Raw genomic sequence first — 20,061 nt, forward strand, 5'->3', positions numbered from 1 at the left:
GAGCGAGACCCATGACCACGAATACAGCACACCCGGTTCCTGATGATTTTGCCCAGCGCGCCTGGACGGATGCTGATGGCTATGAAGCGCTTTATGCCCAGTCGATCGAGGACCCGCAAAGCTTCTGGGCTGAACAAGGCAAGCGCCTGGACTGGATACGCCCTTACAGCAAGGTCAAAAACACCTGCTTCGACAAGGGTGCGGTCTCCATACGCTGGTACGAAGACGGCCAGCTCAACGTCGCCGCAAACTGTCTGGATCGTCATCTCGAAACACGTGCAGAGCAGACCGCCATCATCTGGGAGGGGGACGATCCGGAGAAAAGCACCCACATCAGTTACCGCGAGCTGCACGCTCAGGTCTGCCGCCTGGCCAACGGACTCAAAGCCCGCGGCATCCGTAAGGGCGACATCGTCACCATTTACATGCCCATGATCCCCGAAGCCACGGTGGCCATGCTGGCCTGCGCCCGCATCGGTGCCGTGCATTCCGTGGTGTTTGGAGGGTTCTCACCCGATGCACTGGCGAACCGTATTGAAGACGGTCAATCCGTCGCCGTCATCACCGCTGACGAGGGCATACGCGGTGGCAAGACCGTTCCGCTCAAGGCCAATGTCGACGCAGCCCTGAACCTAGACGGCACGGGCAGCATTCACAGTGTGATCGTAGTCCGCAACACCGGCGCAGATATCGACTGGGCAGACAACCGGGACATCGACTACGACAAGCTGACCGCCGCGCAAAGCAGCGACTGCCCGGCCGAACCCATGAACGCCGAAGATCCGCTGTTCGTGCTCTACACCTCCGGCTCAACCGGCAAGCCCAAAGGTGTGCTGCACACCTCGGGTGGCTATCTGGTCTACGCGGCCATGACACACCAGCATGTCTTCGACTACCACGACGGCGACATCTACTGGTGCACCGCGGACGTCGGCTGGGTCACCGGCCACAGCTATATCGTCTACGGCCCGCTGGCCAACGGCGCCACCACTTTGATGTTTGAAGGCGTGCCCACCTACCCGGATGCCAGTCGGTTCTGGCAGGTGGTGGACAAGCACCAGGTCAATATCTGTTACACCGCGCCCACCGCCATTCGTGCACTCATGCGTGAAGGCGATGACCCGGTCAAACGCACCGACCGTTCAAGCTTGCGCCTGCTGGGCAGTGTTGGCGAACCCATCAACCCTGAAGCGTGGAACTGGTACCACACGGTGGTCGGTGACAGCCGCTGCCCGATCGTCGATACCTGGTGGCAAACCGAGACCGGCGGCATTCTGATCACGCCGCTGCCAGGTGCCACGGCGCTCAAGCCGGGCTCGGCAACCCGGCCATTTTTCGGCGTACAACCCGCTCTGGTCGACAATGACGGCCAGATCCTGGACGGTGCAGCCGAGGGCAATCTGGTCCTGCTTGATTCCTGGCCAGGACAGATGCGAACGGTCTACGGAGACCATGAGCGTTTCGAGCAGACCTATTTCTCGACTTACGACGGCATGTACTTCAGCGGCGACGGTGCACGCCGAGACGAGGATGGCTACTACTGGATCACCGGGCGTGTGGACGATGTGCTAAACGTGTCCGGGCACCGCTTGGGCACAGCCGAGATCGAATCGGCCCTGGTCGCCCATAGCAAGGTGGCCGAGGCTGCAGTGGTCGGCTGTCCGCACGACATCAAAGGCCAGGGCATCCATGTGTATGTGACCCTGAATGTCGGCGAGCAACCCAGCGAAGCGCTGCGCGCGGAACTGCGCCAATGGGTGCGCGACGAAATCGGCGCCATCGCCTGCCCCGATATCATCCAGTGGGCGCCCGGACTTCCCAAAACCCGCTCAGGCAAGATCATGCGCCGCATTTTGCGCAAGATCGCCGAAGGCGAATACGCCGCCTTGGGCGACACCTCCACCTTGGCGGATCCGGGTGTAGTCGATAATCTGATCTCAGAGCACAAGAACGTGATGGCTGCATGAGTGAGACCACCGTCCTGATTGCGGATGATCATCCGCTGTTTCGCGCCGCGCTGACCCAGGCGGTAGAGCAGAATTTGGACGGGGTTCGCATTCACCAGGCTGAGAACATGGGCCAGCTGGAGACGCTGGCCGCCGAGCAGCAGGACGCCGATCTGGTCCTTCTGGATCTGAAAATGCCGGGTGCCAGAGGTTTCTCCTCACTGGTGCATTTACGTAGCCATCATCCGGCGATTCCTGTCATCGTAATCTCCGCCGCCGATGACACTGCAGTGATTCGCCGCGCCATGAGCTTTGGCGCGGCCGGTTTTCTGTCCAAGTCTGCACCACTGGACGCCATTGGACAGGCGATCCGCAACGTGCTGGCCGGCGACACCGTGTTTCCGGACAACACCGAGGAAAATCAGGACGACAACGCACTGGCGGCCAAGCTGGAAAGCCTCACACCGCAGCAATTTCGGGTCTTGATGATGCTCGCCGACGGCTTGCTCAACAAGCAGATCGCCTACGAACTGAAGGTTTCCGAAGCCACGGTCAAAGCTCATATGACAGCGATCATGCGCAAGCTGGGCATCTTCAGTCGAACCCAAGCTGCACTGATCGCGCAGCAACTTGATGTCGACGACGCGGCCCTTAATCCAGCAGATTCAGACCAGTCTTAAGCGTGAAATCAGGGCCCGCAGGGCCGCCGGTTTCAAAGGCTTCTTAAGCACCGGGCAGTCCAGTTCAGCCGCCGCTGCATCGGCATCTCCGCTGTGATCGGCGGTGACCAGAATCGCTGGCAACGGGGCCATGCGTTCGGCGTTGATGCGGCGAATGACGGTGCTGCCGAGCAGGTCGTCATCCAGATGAAAATCCATGATCACCAATTGAGCACGCTGCGCCTGAGCCAAGGCCTGCGAGACATCCGACGCAATCAGCACCTCACAGCCCCACTGGCTGAGCAAGGCTTCGGTTGCCTTAAGTACACCGGGATCATTTTCCACAACCAGCACACGCAAACCTGAAAAATTACGCCGCCCTGCCAATTTGGCCGCGACCGGCGCACGTGGCTGGCCTGGCTGGGCACGTGTCAGGCTGATACAGAATGCACTGCCGCGGCCAGGCACGGAGCGCAAAGACAAGCGGTGCTCCAGCAGCCGGGCAATGCGCTGACAGATCGCCAAACCCAGGCCGAAGCCGTGATTCTCGGCACGCCCCAGCCGCTGAAATTCACCGAATATGCGCTCGTGGTCCTTGCTGTCGATACCCGGACCGGTATCCAGCACCTCAATACGTACCTCATCGCCGCCCAGCCGGCGCACCCCAAGCACAACCCGACCAGCGCGTGTGTAGCGCATGGCGTTGCTCATGAAGTTCTGCAACACCCGCTTGAGCAAAGCCGGATCAGAGCGAACCCAGATGCGGGTGGGCTGCACTCGCAACTCAATGCCTTTGCGCTGCATTTGCAGGCTGAACTCGGTGGCCAGCGCATTGAACACATCCGCGAGTGGCAAATTTTCCGGGTGGGTATCAAGCACACCGGCATCCAGTTTGGAAATATCCAGCAAACTGCCAAGCAGTGCTTCCATCGACTCCAGCGACTGTTCGATGCCGGTCACCAGCTCACCGACATTGGCGCCGTCCCCGCGGGTTGAGGCCGCCGTAGCAAACAGACGCGCCGCGTTGAGTGGCTGCATCAAGTCATGACTGGCCGCGGCCAGAAAACGCGTTTTGGACAAATTGGCCCGCTCGGCCTCGGCTTGAGCGGCTTGCAATTCACGGGTGCGCTGGGCGACACGACGCTCCAGCACAACATTGGCCCGCTTAAGATCGGTGATGTCGGCAAAGCTGGTCACGAAGCCGCCGCCAGGCATCGGCTGGCCCTGCACATCAAGCACCCGGCCATCGGGTAAAACCCGCTCGCTGCGATGCGCTGATTGCTGACGCAGATGCTCCAGCCGACGCGCCACCTGCTGATCTGCATCGCCCTCGCCCAGCAGGCCACGCTGGGCGTTGAAACGCAGAATACTTTCGATCGGCTCACCAATTTTGAGCAAGGAATCCGGCAGGGCAAACAGTTGCTGGTAACCACGGTTCCAGGCCACCAATCGTTGATTGGCATCGACCACACTGACCGCCTGCGTAAGATTGTCCAAGGCCGACTGCAACAGCTCGCGATTGAACTGCAACAGGCGCGAGGTCTGATCCAGTACCTGAGCCAGTTCGCTGACCGGCGCGGTGCGCGCGCCCAGCATGGCATCCATCAACGCGGTTGCCGTGGCCCCGCCCATGGCTCCGGCCAGCAAACGCTCGACATGCTCGGCCAGTGCGTCCGGGGCATGCGCCGCGTGGCGATCAATAACGTGGTCGCTGTTGCGTTCAAAATCTGCGATCAGAGCATTGGCACGCTCGGCTCCGTAAAACCGTTCGAGCAGGAGAATCAGATCGGCAACCGACGCACTGCGGGTCCGGCGATGGGCGGTGGCACTGATAAAGCGGGCGGCATCCAGACGCTCCTGCAGCGGCGTTTCAGTGAACAGCGAAAACACGATATAGACCGCCAGATTGGCGCTCAGACTGATCACTGCGGCGTGCACAACAGGATCAAGACCAACCAGCCCGAACAGCGCCTGAGGCGCCAGGGCGGTCAGTCCCAGTGGACCGTTGTCGATCCATCCTGCACCGAAGCTCATTGCGGGTAACAACAAGGTATAAACCCACAACGCACTGCCCACGATCATGCCCCAGAAGGCTCCGGCACGATTGGCCCGACTCCAGTACATTGCACCCAGCAAGGAAGGCGCCAGCTGCGCGATCCCAACGAAAGCAATCAGACCGATGGCCGCCAGGGATGAAGCCTGTGCTAGAAAACGGTAGACCACGTAAGCCAGCGTAAGGACCAGCACGATCGACAAACGCCGGGTCAGTTTCAGCACCCTGCCCAGATCATCGCGCTCGCTCAAGCGCCCGCTGCGCAACAAGGCCGGCATCACCACCTCATTGCTGACCATGATGCTCAACGCAATCGATGACACCACGATCATCGCAGTGGCGGCGGAAAAGCCGCCCAGGTAGGCCAAAACCGCCAAACCATCGCTGTCTAACCACAAAGGCAACCGTAGCACGTAGGTGTCGGCGTTGACGTCGGCCGGCAACACCGCCAGACCAAGTTGCGACAGCGGCAACACCAGCACACTTATCAGCAGCAGGTAGAGGGGGAAGTACCAGCGTGCCCGATCCAGATCACGGGTATCGGTGTTTTCCACCACGGTGATGTGGAACTGGCGAGGTAAGCAGAAAATGGCCAGCGCTGCGAGCACAGTCTGGACCCAGAATGTGGCCAGATCAGGTGGATCATCCTGCAGCCTTTGCAGAGCCGGGCGCACACTCAACTCGGGCGCATGAGCGACCGCAATGGCACAGATCAGCACCAGCACCAAAAGCTTGAACACCGACTCGAACGCGATGGCCAAGGTCAGCCCGCGATGACTTTCGCTAGCGCTGATATGGCGTGTTCCGAACAGTATGGCAAAACCGCCCAAGCCTATTGCAGTCAGCAGCGCGATGTCCCAGCCCAATGCGCTCTGTGGCTCAACCAGAACAAGAAAGGTCTCGTTGATGGCCTTGAGCTGCAAAGCGATATAGGGCAACACCGCGAGCACCGAAATCAGGGTTATCAGCACGGCAATGCGTGGCGCCCGTCCGTGGCGCGCGGCGACAAAGTCGGCCGCCGACGTAAGGCGTTGTTGTTTGGCCAATTCGATCATACGGCGCAGTGCCGGATAACCGAACAGGAAAACCAGCGCAGGCCCCAGATAGATCGGCAGGTACGACCACACCGAGCTGGCCGCACGCCCCACCGCCCCGTAGTAGGTCCAGGACGTGCAGTACACGGCCAGCGCCATGCTCCAGATCAGCGGCTGGCTGGCCACCCTGCGATGCACCGCAGAGCGTTCGCCGTAGCGTCCGATGGAGAACAGCACCAGCACATAGGCCACCACCACCAGGATCAGAATGCCGGCACTCATACGCTGTCTCTGAGTTGCTGCGCCTGCGCGCGGATACGTTGCCGCTCGGATACATCCTTGCGCGCCAGATTGCGCAGTTGCATGCGCATGCGCGGGTGGTTCTCGAAACGGGCCTGATGGCGATCAAGAAAATCCCAGTACAACGTGGTGATCGGGCACGCTGATTCGCCCTCGGCCAGTCGCGGATCGAAGCGGCATTCACGGCAGGCGTTGCTCATGCGTGAAATGTAAGCTCCACTGGCCACGTAGGGCTTGCTGGCAAGCACACCACCATCAACAAACTGGCTCATGCCCAGGGTGTTGGGCAGCTCCACCCACTCAACCGCATCGACATAGACGGCGTGATACCAGGCGTGAACCTCGTGCGGCCGGACCCCCAGCAGCAATGCGTACAGCCCGGTCACCATCAGGCGCTGGATATGGTGCGCATAGCCAAACTTCAGAGTCTGGCCCAGCGCATCGGCCAGGCAGGCCATGTCGGTTTCGCCGTTCCAGTAAAAGCTCGGCAAGGGCTGCTCGGCCTGCAGGCTGTTTTCCTCAAGCCAGCCCGGCATACGCAACCAGTAAAGGCCGCGCACATACTCGCGCCAACCCAGAATCTGGCGCACAAAACCCTCCACCGCCGCCAGGCTTTGATGGCGCGCCGGGCTGGCCAGCGCGGCTTCGATGACCTCACGCGGATTGAGCAGATGCAGGTTGAGCGCGGCGGACAAACGGCTGTGATACAGATACGGCTGGCCCAGCCACATGGCGTCCTGGAAGTGACCAAAACTGGCCAGCCGCTGATCGACAAAGTCCTCCAGCGCCTGCAAGGCCTGATCGCGCGTCACCGGCCAGTCAAAATGTGCGGTGCTGCCCGGATGATCGGCGTAGTGCGCTTCGATCTCCGCAATCACCTCACGGGTGATGGCATCCGGCTCAAAGGTCTCGGGTTCGGGGACCCAGCCGGGCCCGTCGGCACCGAAAGCCGCGCGGTTATCGGCATCGAAGTTCCAGCGCCCACCCTCGGGCTGGCCATCGGCATCGATGAGTAGCGCGTGCTTACGCCGCAGTTCACGGTAGAAATACTCCATGCGCAGGCTCTTGCGCCCCTGCGCCCAGTCCGCGAACTGCTCCGGCGTGGTCATGAAGTGGGGATCTTCGCGCTCGATGCAAGCCGCCGCACAGGCCTCAATGGCGGCCCGCAAAGTCTCGCGCACATGCCAGTCACCAGGACGCATCAGAACCACCTGCTGCGGTTTCAAACGCTGAATATCGGCAGCCAGCAAGGCTGCCAGACTGGATGACTCAGTCGCGTAATCGGCCTGGCGATAGTGCAGCGGCATGCCGCGCTGGCGCAGGGCCTCACGAAAGTGACGCATGGCAGCGATGAAATATACGATGCGGGCTTTGTGCGACCAGGTTCGCCGCGCCTCTTCTTCGGACTCCGCCATCCACAGGGCATCCTGGGCGGGATCAAAGGCCTCATCCAAGACCGACTCCAGATCAAGCTGGTCGCCCAGAACCACATACAGACGCCGCATCACCAGGCCACCGGCTGGCCGTCCCAGGCCAGAAACTGCAAACCTGGTTCCGTCTCACGACGCCGCACCACCTCGACGAACTGATCCGCCGCACGCGCCGTGCTGAACAGTTTGTGCGGCGCCACCCCACGCTGGAAAGGCGCAGACAGCGCCGTGTCGGTGGTGCCCGGGTGAAACAGGGTCAAGGCACACGCCGGATGGGTGCGCTGCAATTCCACCGCCAGGGTCTTGAAACCCATGTTCAACGCCGCCTTGGCGCAGCGGTAGCTGTACCAGCCACCGAGGCGGTTATCCGCAATGCTGCCAACCCGGGCAGAGACCGCTGAAACCTGGCTGGGCCCATCACGTGCGAGCAGGGCTTTGAGCTGGCCCATCAGACACAGCGGCCCTAGGGCATTGACGCGCATGACCCGTGTGTAGGCATCGGCCTTGAGCGCTTCGATGCGACGCTCTGGCCGCACCCCAATGGCATGCAGCAAGCCGCTGCAAATGAACACGCTGCGCAAGGCAGCCCCGTCCAGACGCGATGCCAGCGCGGGACCGAAAGCGGCCACGCTGGCGTCATCTTCGAAATCTAGCTGCAGATCTGCATCCGATCCGCGCCGACTGGTCGTAATCAGCGTATGACCCAGCGCGCTCAGCTGTTGTGTCAATGCCGCGCCGATACCACCGCTTGAGCCCACCACCAGGTGAAGCGTGTGCTGCGCAGGATTGAAGAGCGACGTCGGCTGATCCATTGTTCGACTATAACCAAACCCGCTGCCTCATGGACTTCGACCTCATCATCATTGGCGCCGGCGTGGCCGCCGCCTCGGCCCTCGACACACTCGCCGGGCGCGGCCTGCGCATCGCGCTCATCGACAAGGCTCGCTCGGCCGGCGGGCGCTGCGCCACGCGCCGGCTCAGCCGCGATCCTCAGTCGCCCTGGCTGGACAGCGGTGCGCAGTACTTCACCGCCCGCTCCGCAGCCCTGCGCCAGCCGCTTGAGCGCTGGCGGGCGCAGGGATGGCTGCACAACTGGTCACCGCGCATCGCCTGCCTCGATGAGCAGGCCGTGCCGCAGCCCAGCCCGGATCAACAGACTCGCTGGGTTTCCCCGCTGGGGCTCAACCGTTTCGTGCGCCAGGTGATCGCCGAGCACAACCAAAGCATTGAAATGCTGCTCGGAACGCGGGTGCTCAGCGCCCGCCCCAGCGCACAAGGCTGGCAGCTTGAGGATGACCAGGCGCGGCAGTGGCAATGCCGACGCCTGCTGGTCACCGCGCCACCGGCGCAAGCCCGCGACCTGCTGCCGGCCACGCTGGCCACCGCGCTACCGGCTGTGGAGATGCAGGCTTGCCTGGCCGTGCTGCTGAGCTGTGAACACGCACTCGACTTTGACGCCTTGTTCGGCGGCCGCAACACCAGCGGCATCGGCTGGGCCGCCAACAGTCTGAGCAAACTTGAGCGCGCCCCGGCGCGGGGGCTGTGGACGCTGCATGCCGATGCCCAGTTCAGCCACGGCATCGTCGATCCTGAGCAGGCGGCGCAAGACTTGACCGACAGATTTGCCAGCGTCTGCGGCCTGCCGGCGCACGCCTTCACCCCTGTGCATCAGCATTTGTGGCGCTACGCCCGCCCGGCCCAGGCCCAGATTCACGACACCCCTAGCATGCTGCTGGCGCAGCAGCTGGCCATCGCCGGCGACTGGATGCACGGTGGGCGGGTCGAAGGTGCCTGGCTGTCAGGCCAGGCCGCTGCGCGCGCGCTTTATGCGGGGTGAAACGCAGCCTCGAGCGCAGCATCCACCCGCGGATAGCGAAAGGCGAAACCGGCATCCAGCAAGCGTGCGGGGCGAACCTGCTGATCAACCAGCACCAGATCGGCCATCTCGCCCATCATGATCCGCAGCAGCGGCCGCGGAAAACGCCACAACACAGGCCGATGAACCGCCCGCCCCAGCGCCTGGGCAAAGGCGCGCTGACTGACGGCCTCGGGGGCGACCAGATTGTAAACACCCTGAAACTGGCTTTGTTCCAGGGTCTGCACAATCGCCGCGACGGCATCATCCAGCGCCACCCACGGCATATGCTGTGGTCCTGGCCCCATCACCGCACCCAGGCCCAGACGGAACGGCCAGCGCAGTTTATCCAGCATGCCACCATCACCGATGACCACGCCCAGCCGCACAATCACCAGCCGGGCCTCACCGGCGGCCCGCCTTGCGCTGTCTTCCCAGTCGGCACAAAGATGCGCGGCAAAATCGTCACCGGCCGGGCTGCGCTCATCGAGTACACGCCCCGGCGCATCGCCGTAGAACCCCACGGCAGAGGCATTAATCCAGTGCGCCGGACGCTGACCACTGGCCTGCAGGGCCTGACCCAGCGCCTGGGTCAGCGCGATGCGTGAATCACGCAGGGCCTGCTTGCGCGCCGCCGACCAGCGCCGCGCACCGATATTCTCACCGGCCAGATTGATCACCGCATCAAGCGGTTGATCAATCTGCGCGACATCGTGGATCGCCCGTGCATGCGCCGGCAGGGTCGCCGGACCACGCACCAGACACCACACCCGATGGGCCTGAAGTCGGGCCAGCAGGGCCTGGCCTATGAACCCGGTGGCACCGGTGAGCAGGATGTTCATGTCAGCCCGCTACCAGCCGCAACTGCGGTTCTGGTTCTGCTCGGCCAGCCACGCCGTCAATGGCTGGAAATACTCCAGCAGGGCTGATGCGTCCATGCTGCGGGTGCCGGTCAGCTCGAACAGCGCCTCCTGCCACGGCTGACTCTGGCCCGACTGCAGCATGGCCCACAGGCGCGCACCCGCCTCTTCACTGCCGGCAAAGCTGCATTCATGCAGCGCGCCCTGGTGTCCGGCGGCATCGCACATGGCCTGGTAAAACTGGAACTGCAGAATGTGCGCGAGGAAATAACGCATGTACGGCGTGTTGCCCGGAATGTGGTATTTCGCCCCCGGATCGAAGGCGTCCTCCGGACGCGGCTTGGGCGGCACCACTCCCTGGTACTTGTACTTCAGATCCCACCAGGCGCGGTTGTAATCCTGCGGCCCGACCTCACCCGAGAACACCTGCCAGCGCCATTTGTCGACGAGCAATCCGAAAGGCAGGAAAGCAACCTTGTCGAGCGCCATCTTGAACTGCTGGTTGATCACCGCCTCATGACTCTGCGACGGCTCAGGGGCCAGACCCACCGAACTCAGATAGCGCGGCGTCATGGCCAGCATCATGGTGTCGCCAACCGCTTCATGGAAGCCGTCATGCGCACCCGACTGGAACAGCACCGGCTGCGGGTTGTAGGCGAGGTCGTAATAGATATGCCCCAGCTCGTGATAGATGGTCATGAGCTGTTCTTCGTCCGGCACGATGCACATCTTGATGCGCACGTCGCCCTGATAATCGATGTCCCAGGCGCTGGCGTGGCATACCACATCACGATCGCGCGGCTTGGTCAGCATGGACTTCTCATAGAAGCTCTGCGGCAGGGCCGGGAAGCCGATGCTGGTGTAGAACGCCTCGGCCTGCTTGACCATACGCTTGGCGTCATAGTTCTGGGCTTTGAGCGCGGCCGTTACATCCAGATCCGATACGCCCGGATACGGCTCCATGCGCGGGTACAGCTCACCCCATTGCTGGGCCCACATATTGCCCAGCAGATGCGCCGGTATGGGCTGCTGCTGGGGGACGGAGGTCTGACCATATTGCTCACCCAGCTCGGCTCTCACATGACAATGCAACGCCTCGTAAAGCGGCTGGACCTGCGCCCACAGGCGCTCGACTTCGGCGCTGAACTGATCCGCCGGCATGTCGTAACCGGCCCGCCACAGAGCGCCGGCATCGGCATACCCCAGATCGCGCGCACCGATGTTCTGCAATTCGGCGAAGCGCACGTAATCCTGCTGCATGGCCGGAGCAACACTGCGCCAGCCTTCCCAGGCCATCAGCAGCTGATCCGGCTCACGGCTGCTGCGGATGATGTCTTCCAGCGCTTCCAGATCCAGACAGGCCGCCTCATCCTCACCGGGCGGACAATAGCGACCGGCGCCATACGCCGCTTCCAGACGCGCGCCCAGCTGGGTCAGCTCGGCCAGCTGAGCCGGGTCGCTGGGCACGCCGGAACTCAGTTGCAGCAGCTTGAGCAAACGCGCAGTGCGTGCATCCTCGCTCTGCGGGTCATAAGCTCGCGCCAACCGCGCCTGCTCGGACAAATAGGCCAGCGCGCGCTCCATGGCTTTGGCCGCCAGAATCTGAGTGTCCTCGGTGATGAACGTGGACTGCACCCAGGCGGCCCGCGCCGCTTCTATGCTGACGTCGCGCGCCTCAACGTCGAAGCGCTCAAGAAAGGCGCTGGCACTCTCACGCCCGCCGCCCAGTTCCATCCAGCTCGCGCAGCCGCTCAGCGCAAGCAGCGACACCACACCCACATGCCTGATATTCATCGATTGGTCTCCTGAGCCAGTTCCTCACCGATCGCATCCGGATCAATGTCCGCGGCGTGCCCCATCAACTTCTTGAGCAGCGGCGTCAGCAGCAGCAGGACAACCGCAGTCCCCAAGCCAACCCACAGCAACTTGTCGAACAGGGTCGCGTAGACCTCGCGCGCCGCATCAATATTCAGCACCTCGCCATCGTGCATGTCGATGGCCGCCAGCTTGGAAATCTGCGCGGCGATGAACTCGGAATATGCGGTGGCCAGAAACCACGCGCCCATCATCACCCCAACCACGCTCGGCACCGCCAGCTTGGTCACCGCCGACAAGCCCACCGGCGACAGACACAGCTCGCCCGTGGTGTGCAGCAGATAGGCCAGCACAAACCAGATCAGGGCCACCTTGCCCGCCTCATCCGGCATTGATGAACCCATCACCAGCGCCCCGAAGCCGAGCCCGGCCTGGGCAATCCCAAGCACGAATTTCATCGGCGGACTGGGGTCCAGACGGCGCCGCCCCAGGCTCTGCCACAACCAGGCGAAAAACGGCGCCAGCATGAAGATGAACATGGCGTTGAGTGCACCCAGCTGCGCCGCGGTGAACTCGACACCAAAGGCGCTGCGGTCCAGCACACGATCAGCGAACAGGGTCATGCTGGCCGCTGATTGCTCGAACAGCGCCCAGAACACCACGGTGAAGATGGTCAAGGTGGCCAGCACGATCATGCGCCCCCGCTCCTCGGCATTGCAGCGCGTACTGAGGAACCAAGCCAGCCACACCAGCACGCTGAGCGAAAGCAGATTGAGGGTCCAGTGGACCACCGCTTCGTACTGCAGCATCTGCCACACCACGAACAGCGAACCGACAGCCCCGAGGTAGATCAGCCATTCGCGCGACAACGGCCCGAATACTTTCTCGGCCAGCATCTTCGGATCGTGCGGCTCGGCGTGCCCGTGCAGGTACTTCTGTCCGCCAAGGAAGGTGATCAACCCCAACACCATGCCCACGCCGGCGGCGCCGAAGCCCCATGACCAGCCGTAGGTCTCCCCTAGGTAGCCGCACAGCAAGGTCGCGGTGAAGGCGCCGATATTGATGCCCATGTAGAAAATCGTGAACCCGGCATCACGGCGTGGGTCGCCATCGGCATACAGACGCCCGACGATGGTCGAGATATTGGGCTTGAGAAAACACACGCCGACGGAAATCAAGGCCAGCGAAAAGTAGAACACCTGCAGGGCCGCGGTATCACGCACGATCTGGCCGTCGATGACCGACGCCTGGTGCCCTTCCACGGCCATCCCCAGATGGCCCAGACACAACAGTATGGCCCCGAAAGTAACGGCCTTGCGCATGCCCAGATAGCGGTCGGCCAGCATCCCGCCGATCACCGGCAGGGCGTAGGCCAGGGCCGCGTAGGAGGCGAGGACGCCAAGGCCCATCTCATCGGTGAACAAGTGGTATTTGGTCAGGTACAGCAGAAGCAGATACTTCATGCCGTAGAACGAGAAGCGCTCCCACAATTCGGTCGCGAAACAGATAAGCAGGCCCCGGGGATGCCCGAAGAAGGCGCGGTCTGGTGTCGTGGTGGACATGTTTTCCTCACGCCGGACGTCGCCCTCCCCCAATGCGATGGCCTGTACCGTCCGGGTTTGATCAGCGTCCGAGTATAGCCATCGCCCGCGCGCACGAACAAGGCATTAAACACAACTGCACGGAAGTTTTTGCGCAAACGTCGCGCAATAAAAAAGGCCACAAGTTGCGATCAGCACTTGTGGCCCCAACCGGGTACTCGTGGTCCCGGATCTCCCCCAAACACACCTCGGCGGGTGCTCGAAACCCGGATCGTGGCCGGGCTCCAGAATCGGTCAGAACTTCAGTGGAACGTGTGCGGCTGTGCGATCAGCCCCAGGCTCAATGCGCCTGGCCCCATATTGACGCCGGCGGTCACACTCATGACCGATGCCAGCAATTCCACCCCGGCCTCCTGACAGGCCGCCGATAGTTGATCATAACCGGGCAGCGCACGCAAGTCCTTCATTTCTCCGGCAAAACTGACCGAAAGGTAAGGAGCCATCAATCCCTGCTCGATTTTCCGCACGGCATACGCAAAAAGCTTGCGTGCAGCGGGCTCGAAGCCGCGCACCTTGTCGACCGGCTTGGTCTCGTCGCCGTAGCCGCACAGAATCGGTTTGATATCCAGCGCCGAGCCCAGCGCCGCGCTCAGCAAAGACACGCTGCGATCGCCCTTGAGTCGGGCTCGCGCACGCAGATAGTAAAGATCGGTGGGAATGGCATAGGCGCGGGTGCAGTTCACCAGCGTCTCGATGCGCTTGCGAATGTCGTTCGGGTCCATACCGTCGGCAATCATGCGCACGGTTTCGGCCGCCAGCACACCCTGCCCGGCAAACAGCGTCCCGGTGTTGATCACACGCAAGGCGAACGGCCCCTGCACACCGGCCGCTCGGCGCGGTTCGTGATATTGCGACAGAATGGAGAACGACGCTTTGGTGGCATTCTCGAAAATCGGACTGCGGGAGCGCATCACGGTCTGACAGAACACGAAATCAAACTCGCTGACCAGTCGCTCCAGAAACAGCGCATTGATCTGCTCAGTGGTGTACGGCACCGATTCGGCATCGTGGGCCTTGTCACCGATCTGGCTGCGGTAGAACGCCAGCGCGGCCTGCTCGCTGCGCTGATCGATCAGCTGATCATCACCCAGACGAATGCTGACCGGCAAAATCTCGATGCGGTGCTGGCGCACGAAGTCCTCGGGCAAATCACAGCTGGCATCGACCACCAGCCCCACGCGTGATGCCATCAATGCACCGCCGCATCGTCGGATGGCGGCGTGAACAACGCGTCGGCGCGGGCGGCATCAAAACGATATTCCTGACCGCAGAATCCGCATTCGACGCTGACGCTACCCTGCTCTTCGACGATGGAACGAACTTCATCCTGGCCCAGACCGACCAGCATGCGCGAAACACTGGATTCATTGCACGGGCAATGTATGCGCACCGTCTGCGGCTGCTCGCTGACACGCAAATCCATACCCAGCATGACCGACAGCCACTCACCGGGCTCGTCCGGCAGCATGTCCACGGCCATGGCATCCATGGCGGCCTGCCAGTCAACATCCTCGGCCTCTCCCTGGTCCGGAACGGCCTGCAGCATCAGGCCCTGCGCACCATGTTCATCAGCGCACAGAATCAAGCGGGTCTCAACCTGCTCCGACTGGTGGAAATAGCGTCGCAACCAGGCCGCCGGATCATCGCCGTCCAGGGCCACGATGCCCTGGTATTTTTCATTGCTGTTTTCCGGCTCCAGGGTCACCACCAGCTGCCCGCTGAGCGCGCCGAGGTCAAAACTGGGTGCATCGCTCTTGATCAGCCCACGCAAGGCGCCGTCGGTGCCCGCCTGGGCGGTCAGTAACTTGACCTCACCGGCCTGACTGATCTGCAGGCTCATGCGCGCCGGGTTTTTCAAATGGGTGGCCAGCAGCGGCATGGCCACCATGACCTGCCCCAGCAAGCCGGCCTGATCGGCACTGTAGGCACGGCTGGCGACCAGCTCGGCCCAGTCGTCACCCAGGCTGACAAACGCGCCACGCACCGGCTGATCCGGCAGGCTCAGCGACCACAGACGTCCCTTCACAGCTTGGACTTGAGCAGACGATTGACTTCACCGGGATTGGCCTTGCCCTTGGACAGCTTCATGACCTGCCCGACAAAGTAGCCAAAGACCTTGTCCTTGCCACTGCGATATTGCTCGACCTGCGCCGGGCTGTCGGCAATCACCTGATCAACCAACGTCTCGATCGCACCGCTGTCGGTGATCTGCTTGAGCCCGCGCGCTTCGATCACGCTGTCGGCATCACCTTCGCCAGCCCACATGGCGGCGAACACATCCTTGGCGATCTTGCCGGAGACGGTGTTGTCGAGCACCCGCTTGAGCAGTCCGGCCAGCGCATCCGGCGTCACCGCCGAGGCCGCGACATCCAGGTTGTGCTCATTCAGACTCGCGGTCAGTTCGCCCAGACACCAATTGGCCGCCAGTTTGGCGTTGTCTTCACCCAGTGCGGCAACCAACGCCTCGAAGTAGGCTGCCAGATCGCGCTCGGCGACCAGTGCATCGGCATCGTAGGCGGGCAGACCGAAGCTCGCCATGAAGCGCGTGCGGCGCGCCTCGGGCAGCTCCGGCAAGGCATCGCGAATGCTGCTGACAAACGCGCCATCGCACACCACCGGCAACAGATCAGGATCGGGGAAGTAGCGATAGTCCATCGCTTCTTCCTTGCTGCGCATGGTCCGGGTTTCGCCTTTGTCCGGATCGAACAGACGGGTTTCCTGATCCACGCTGCCACCGCTTTCGAGCACGTCGATCTGACGCTCTATCTCGAACTCGATGGCCTTCTCGACGAAACGGAAGGAGTTCAGGTTCTTAGTTTCGGTACGCGTGCCGAGCTCTTCCTGCCCCACCGGCCGCACCGAGACATTGGCATCGCAGCGGAAGGAGCCTTCCTGCATGTTGCCGTCACAAATCTCCAGGTAGCGCACCAGCGAATGCAACTTCTTGAGATAGGCCACCGCCTCGCCAGCGGAGCGCAGATCCGGCTCGCTGACCACCTCGATCAAGGGCGTGCCGGCGCGGTTCAGGTCAATGCCTGAGGCCGCTTCAAAACCTTCGTGCACCGACTTGCCCGCGTCCTCTTCGAGGTGGGCACGCAGAATACGGATACGCTTGCTGGTCTCGCCACCGTCCGTGCTGATGTCGAGATGGCCATGCGCCACGATCGGCAGCTCGTACTGCGAGATCTGGTAGCCCTTGGGCAGATCCGGGTAGAAATAATGCTTGCGCGCGAACACGCAGCGCTCGGCAATCTGGGCACCCACCGCCAGGCCGAACTTGACCGCCATCTCCACCGCTTGCTGATTGAGCACCGGCAGCACGCCCGGGAAGCCCAGGTCGATCGCACAGGCCTGGCGATTGGCTTCGGCCCCATAGGTGGTGGCCGCACCGGAAAAAATCTTGCTCTGGGTCTTGAGCTGAACATGCACTTCCAGCCCGATCACCACTTCCCAACCGGGATAACTCATTGGGCCACCTCCGCGCGCTGCAGATGCCAATCGGTGGCTTGCTGGTAGGCATGGGTGGCCGCCAGCAGGCGCCCCTCGGCGAACTGCGGGCCGATCAGCTGCATCCCGACCGGCAGCCCTTCGACCATACCGCACGGTGCTGACAAGGCGGGCAGACCAGCCAGATTGGCCGAGACGGTGTAAATGTCATCCAGATACATGGTCACCGGATCGTTGTTCTTCTCACCCAGCTTGTAAGCTGGCGTCGGGGTGGTCGGCCCGATGATCAGATCCACATTGGCAAAGGCGCGCTCGAAATCGGCGGCGATCAGCTGCCGCACCTTCTGCGCCTGAAGGTAGTAGGCGTCGTAATAGCCATGCGACAGCACATAAGCGCCGATCATGATGCGGCGCTGCACCTCACGCCCAAAGCCCTCGCCACGCGAACGGCTGTACAGGTCTTTCAGGTTGGCCGGGCTGTCCGCACGGTGGCCATAACGCACGCCGTCAAAGCGGGCCAGATTGGACGAGGCTTCGGCCGGCGCCACCACATAGTAGGTCGGCACCGACAGCCCCACATTGGGCAGGCTGATGTCGACGATCTCGGCCCCGAGCTGACGATACTGCTCAATCGCCGCGTCCACTGCAGCGCCGGTGGCCGCATCCAGCCCGGCCGCAAAAAATTCGCGCGGACGCCCGATCTTGATACCGGCCAGAGGCTGCGCCAGCTCGGCCAGATAATCCGGCACATCCTGCTGCGCAGAGGTTGAATCCTTGGGATCAAAGCCGGCCATGGCCCCCAGCATCAGGGCCAGGTCTTCGGCGCTGCGCGCAAAGCCACCCGCCTGATCCAGGCTCGAGGCGAAAGCCACGATGCCCCAGCGCGAGCAGCGTCCGTAGGTCGGCTTCAGCCCGGTCAGACCGGTCAGCGCTGCGGGCTGACGCACCGAGCCACCGGTGTCCGTGCCGGTCGCCAGCGGTGCGAATCCAGCCGCCACAGCCGCGGCAGAGCCGCCGGACGAGCCGCCGGCAATACGCTCGGCGTCCCACGGGTTGCGGCTGGCGCCGTAGTAACTGGTTTCGTTGGACGAGCCCATGGCGAATTCGTCCATATTGGCTTTGCCCAGGCTGACCACGCCGGCCTGCTTGAGCTTGGCCACCACCGTGGCATCGAACGGCGCCACGAAGTTGTCGAGCATGCGCGATGCGCACGTGGTGCGAACACCTTCGGTCAGAAAGATGTCCTTGTGCACCAGTGGAATACCGGTCAGCGCACCCGCGGTGCCGTCGGCCAGCGCCGCATCGGCCCGGCGCGCATCATCCAGCGCCTCGTTTTCGGTGCAGGTGATCAGAGCATTGATGTGCCCGTCATGCGCCTTGATGCGGGCCAGGAAATGCTCGGCCAGCTCAACTGCCGAATAGGATTTGTCGCGCAGCCCCTGAGCGAGCTCGCTGACACTTAATGTATGCAATGCGTTTGTCACGATGGCTTACTCAATCACCCGGGGCACCAGGTAATGCCCGCCCTCAGCTTGCGGCGCCAGGGCCTGAAACGCCTCCCGGTCCGGTTTTTCGGTCACCGCATCCGCACGCAGACGCTGCACCATATTGAGCGGGTGAGCCATCGGCTCGACGCCCTCGGTGTTGGCAGATTGCAGCTGGTCGACCATATTCAGAATGCTCGACAATTCTTGGGCGTAAACCGGCAGTTCAGCGTCATCGACAGCCAAACGGGCCAACTCGGCCACGCGGCGCACCTGGTCGGCGTCCAGACTCATGGATATCCTCGGGTAAAGCCAATCGCAACGGGGGCGCGGAAATTACCATAATACGTGTCCTTGCCCAAAACCCATGGCATTGCTACATTTCCTCGCTTACCAGCTCAGCCCCGATTCCCGCCCTCGCGGAAGATTTTCCTTATGATCAATCAGTTACGCGGTCTGTTTGTCAACGACCTGTCCATCGACTTGGGTACGGCAAACACACTGATCTACGTGCGCGGCGAAGGTATCGTCCTCAACGAGCCCTCGGTTGTCGCGATACGGACTGATTCGCGCGGCGGCAAACGTATCGAGGCGGTCGGCCTGGACGCCAAGCGCATGCTTGGCCGCACGCCCAACAACATCTCCACCATTCGCCCGATGAAAGACGGCGTGATCGCCGATTTCACGGTGACGGAGAAGATGCTGCAGCACTTCATTCGCAAAGTGCATTCGCAGCGGCTGTTCCGCCCGCTGACCCGCGTCATCATCTGCGTACCCTACGGCTCAACCCAGGTTGAACGCCGCGCCATTCGTGAATCCGCAGCCAATGCCGGTGCGCGCAAGGTTCAGCTGATAGATGAACCGGTTGCGGCGGCCATCGGCGCCGGCATTCCGGTTGGCGAAGCGCGCGGCTCCATGGTCCTGGACATCGGTGGCGGCACCTCGGAAGTTGCGGTGCTGTCGCTCAACGGCATCGTCTATGCCGAATCCGTACGCATCGGCGGCGACCGTTTCGACGAAGCCATCGTCAGCTACGTGCGCCGGCAGTACAACATGCTGATCGGCGAAACCACGGCCGAGCGCATCAAGCAGGAAATCGGCACCGCCTTCCCGGGCCACGAAGTGCAGGAAATCGACGTGGTGGGGCGCCATATGTCGGCCGGCGTGCCGCGCAGCTTCACCCTCAATTCCAACGAAATTCTCGACGCCCTGCAGGAACCGCTGGCGCAGATCGTCGCGGCCTGCAAGGTGGCCCTGGAGTCGACCCCGCCGGAACTGGGTTCGGATGTCGCCGACCGCGGCATCGTGCTGACGGGTGGTGGTGCCCTGCTGCGCGATCTGGACAAGCTGATTTCCGAAGAAACCGGCCTGCCAGTGATCATCGCCGACGATCCGCTGACCTGTGTGGCCCGCGGCGGTGGTGCTCTACTGGAAATGGAAAACGAGAAAGCGACCAGTTTCATTCTGGATTAGCGCGACCCTCTGTTTGTCCCTTGGCGTCAGTCGGCCTATCGAATGACGCACATCTTTAGAATGCAAACATCGGCCCACGGATTTTTTCCAAGAATTCAGGGGCT

15 protein-coding genes are annotated in these 20,061 nt (G+C 62.4%); 4 read left to right on the plus strand and 11 right to left on the minus strand.

Going from position 1 to position 20,061, the window contains the following annotated elements; genetic code table 11:
- The first annotated feature begins 11 nt into the window (after nucleotides 1–11).
- A complete protein-coding gene (gene acs / locus ATO7_RS09960; protein WP_083561581.1) occupies nucleotides 12–1,967 on the plus strand; it encodes an acetate--CoA ligase in 1,956 nt (651 codons plus the stop codon).
- Nucleotides 1,964–2,626: a response regulator gene (locus tag ATO7_RS09965; protein WP_083561582.1), complete on the plus strand. Its 663-nt coding sequence runs from the start codon at nucleotides 1,964–1,966 to the stop codon at nucleotides 2,624–2,626. The genes acs and ATO7_RS09965 overlap by 4 nt, the downstream gene beginning before the upstream one ends.
- On the opposite strand, the gene ATO7_RS09970 is transcribed toward ATO7_RS09965, so the two are convergent.
- Genes ATO7_RS09970 through ATO7_RS09980 form a run of 3 tightly spaced genes read right to left on the minus strand, consistent with a single transcriptional unit; the run spans nucleotide 2,612 to nucleotide 8,234 of the window.
- Nucleotides 2,612–5,974, minus strand: coding sequence for a hybrid sensor histidine kinase/response regulator (locus tag ATO7_RS09970; protein ID WP_083561583.1), 3,363 nt, complete (start codon nucleotides 5,972–5,974; stop codon nucleotides 2,612–2,614). The genes ATO7_RS09965 and ATO7_RS09970 overlap by 15 nt on opposite strands.
- Nucleotides 5,971–7,497 carry a cryptochrome/photolyase family protein gene (locus tag ATO7_RS09975; protein WP_083561584.1) on the minus strand — a complete coding sequence of 509 codons (1,527 nt, stop codon included), beginning with the start codon at nucleotides 7,495–7,497 and terminating at the stop codon, nucleotides 5,971–5,973. Before ATO7_RS09975 ends, ATO7_RS09970 begins: the two co-directional genes overlap by 4 nt.
- On the minus strand, nucleotides 7,497–8,234 hold the full coding sequence (locus ATO7_RS09980) for an SDR family NAD(P)-dependent oxidoreductase (protein ID WP_083561585.1): 738 nt from the start codon (nucleotides 8,232–8,234) through the stop codon (nucleotides 7,497–7,499). Before ATO7_RS09980 ends, ATO7_RS09975 begins: the two co-directional genes overlap by 1 nt.
- 29 nt (nucleotides 8,235–8,263) lie before the next feature.
- Here ATO7_RS09980 and ATO7_RS09985 point away from each other — a divergent pair, with 29 nt between their 5' ends.
- Nucleotides 8,264–9,259, plus strand: a complete 996-nt coding sequence (locus ATO7_RS09985; RefSeq protein ID WP_146680273.1) for an NAD(P)/FAD-dependent oxidoreductase — start codon at nucleotides 8,264–8,266, stop codon at nucleotides 9,257–9,259.
- Here ATO7_RS09985 and ATO7_RS09990 read toward each other — a convergent pair.
- The 8 genes from ATO7_RS09990 to gatC all read right to left on the minus strand — a co-directional run bounded on the left by ATO7_RS09990 (nucleotide 9,247) and on the right by gatC (nucleotide 18,778).
- Nucleotides 9,247–10,119 (minus strand): TIGR01777 family oxidoreductase, encoded by an 873-nt coding sequence (locus ATO7_RS09990; protein ID WP_083561587.1) that lies wholly within the window; start codon nucleotides 10,117–10,119, stop codon nucleotides 9,247–9,249. The genes ATO7_RS09985 and ATO7_RS09990 overlap by 13 nt on opposite strands.
- A gap of 9 nt (nucleotides 10,120–10,128) precedes the next feature.
- A complete protein-coding gene (locus tag ATO7_RS09995) occupies nucleotides 10,129–11,931 on the minus strand; it encodes a M2 family metallopeptidase (protein WP_083561588.1) in 1,803 nt (600 codons plus the stop codon).
- A complete protein-coding gene (locus ATO7_RS10000; protein WP_083561589.1) occupies nucleotides 11,928–13,514 on the minus strand; it encodes a peptide MFS transporter in 1,587 nt (528 codons plus the stop codon). Before ATO7_RS10000 ends, ATO7_RS09995 begins: the two co-directional genes overlap by 4 nt.
- A 281-nt stretch (nucleotides 13,515–13,795) precedes the next feature.
- Nucleotides 13,796–14,743, minus strand: a complete 948-nt coding sequence (locus ATO7_RS10005; protein WP_083561590.1) for a DegV family protein — start codon at nucleotides 14,741–14,743, stop codon at nucleotides 13,796–13,798.
- A complete protein-coding gene (gene hslO, locus ATO7_RS10010; RefSeq protein WP_083561591.1) occupies nucleotides 14,743–15,579 on the minus strand; it encodes an Hsp33 family molecular chaperone HslO in 837 nt (278 codons plus the stop codon). The genes ATO7_RS10005 and hslO overlap by 1 nt, the downstream gene beginning before the upstream one ends.
- Nucleotides 15,576–17,021 (minus strand): Asp-tRNA(Asn)/Glu-tRNA(Gln) amidotransferase subunit GatB, encoded by a 1,446-nt coding sequence (gene gatB, locus ATO7_RS10015; RefSeq protein ID WP_083561592.1) that lies wholly within the window; start codon nucleotides 17,019–17,021, stop codon nucleotides 15,576–15,578. The genes hslO and gatB overlap by 4 nt, the downstream gene beginning before the upstream one ends.
- Complete coding sequence (gene gatA / locus ATO7_RS10020) at nucleotides 17,018–18,472, minus strand: Asp-tRNA(Asn)/Glu-tRNA(Gln) amidotransferase subunit GatA (RefSeq protein ID WP_083561593.1); 1,455 nt, start codon at nucleotides 18,470–18,472, stop codon at nucleotides 17,018–17,020. The genes gatB and gatA overlap by 4 nt, the downstream gene beginning before the upstream one ends.
- 18 nt (nucleotides 18,473–18,490) lie before the next feature.
- Nucleotides 18,491–18,778, minus strand: a complete 288-nt coding sequence (gene gatC / locus ATO7_RS10025) for an Asp-tRNA(Asn)/Glu-tRNA(Gln) amidotransferase subunit GatC (protein WP_083561594.1) — start codon at nucleotides 18,776–18,778, stop codon at nucleotides 18,491–18,493.
- A gap of 141 nt (nucleotides 18,779–18,919) precedes the next feature.
- Here gatC and ATO7_RS10030 point away from each other — a divergent pair, with 141 nt between their 5' ends.
- Nucleotides 18,920–19,957 carry a rod shape-determining protein gene (locus ATO7_RS10030; protein WP_083561595.1) on the plus strand — a complete coding sequence of 346 codons (1,038 nt, stop codon included), beginning with the start codon at nucleotides 18,920–18,922 and terminating at the stop codon, nucleotides 19,955–19,957.
- The last annotated feature ends 104 nt before the right edge of the window (nucleotides 19,958–20,061 follow it).

It is taken from the genome of Oceanococcus atlanticus, from assembly GCF_002088235.1.
Taxonomy (GTDB): domain Bacteria; phylum Pseudomonadota; class Gammaproteobacteria; order Nevskiales; family Oceanococcaceae; genus Oceanococcus; species Oceanococcus atlanticus.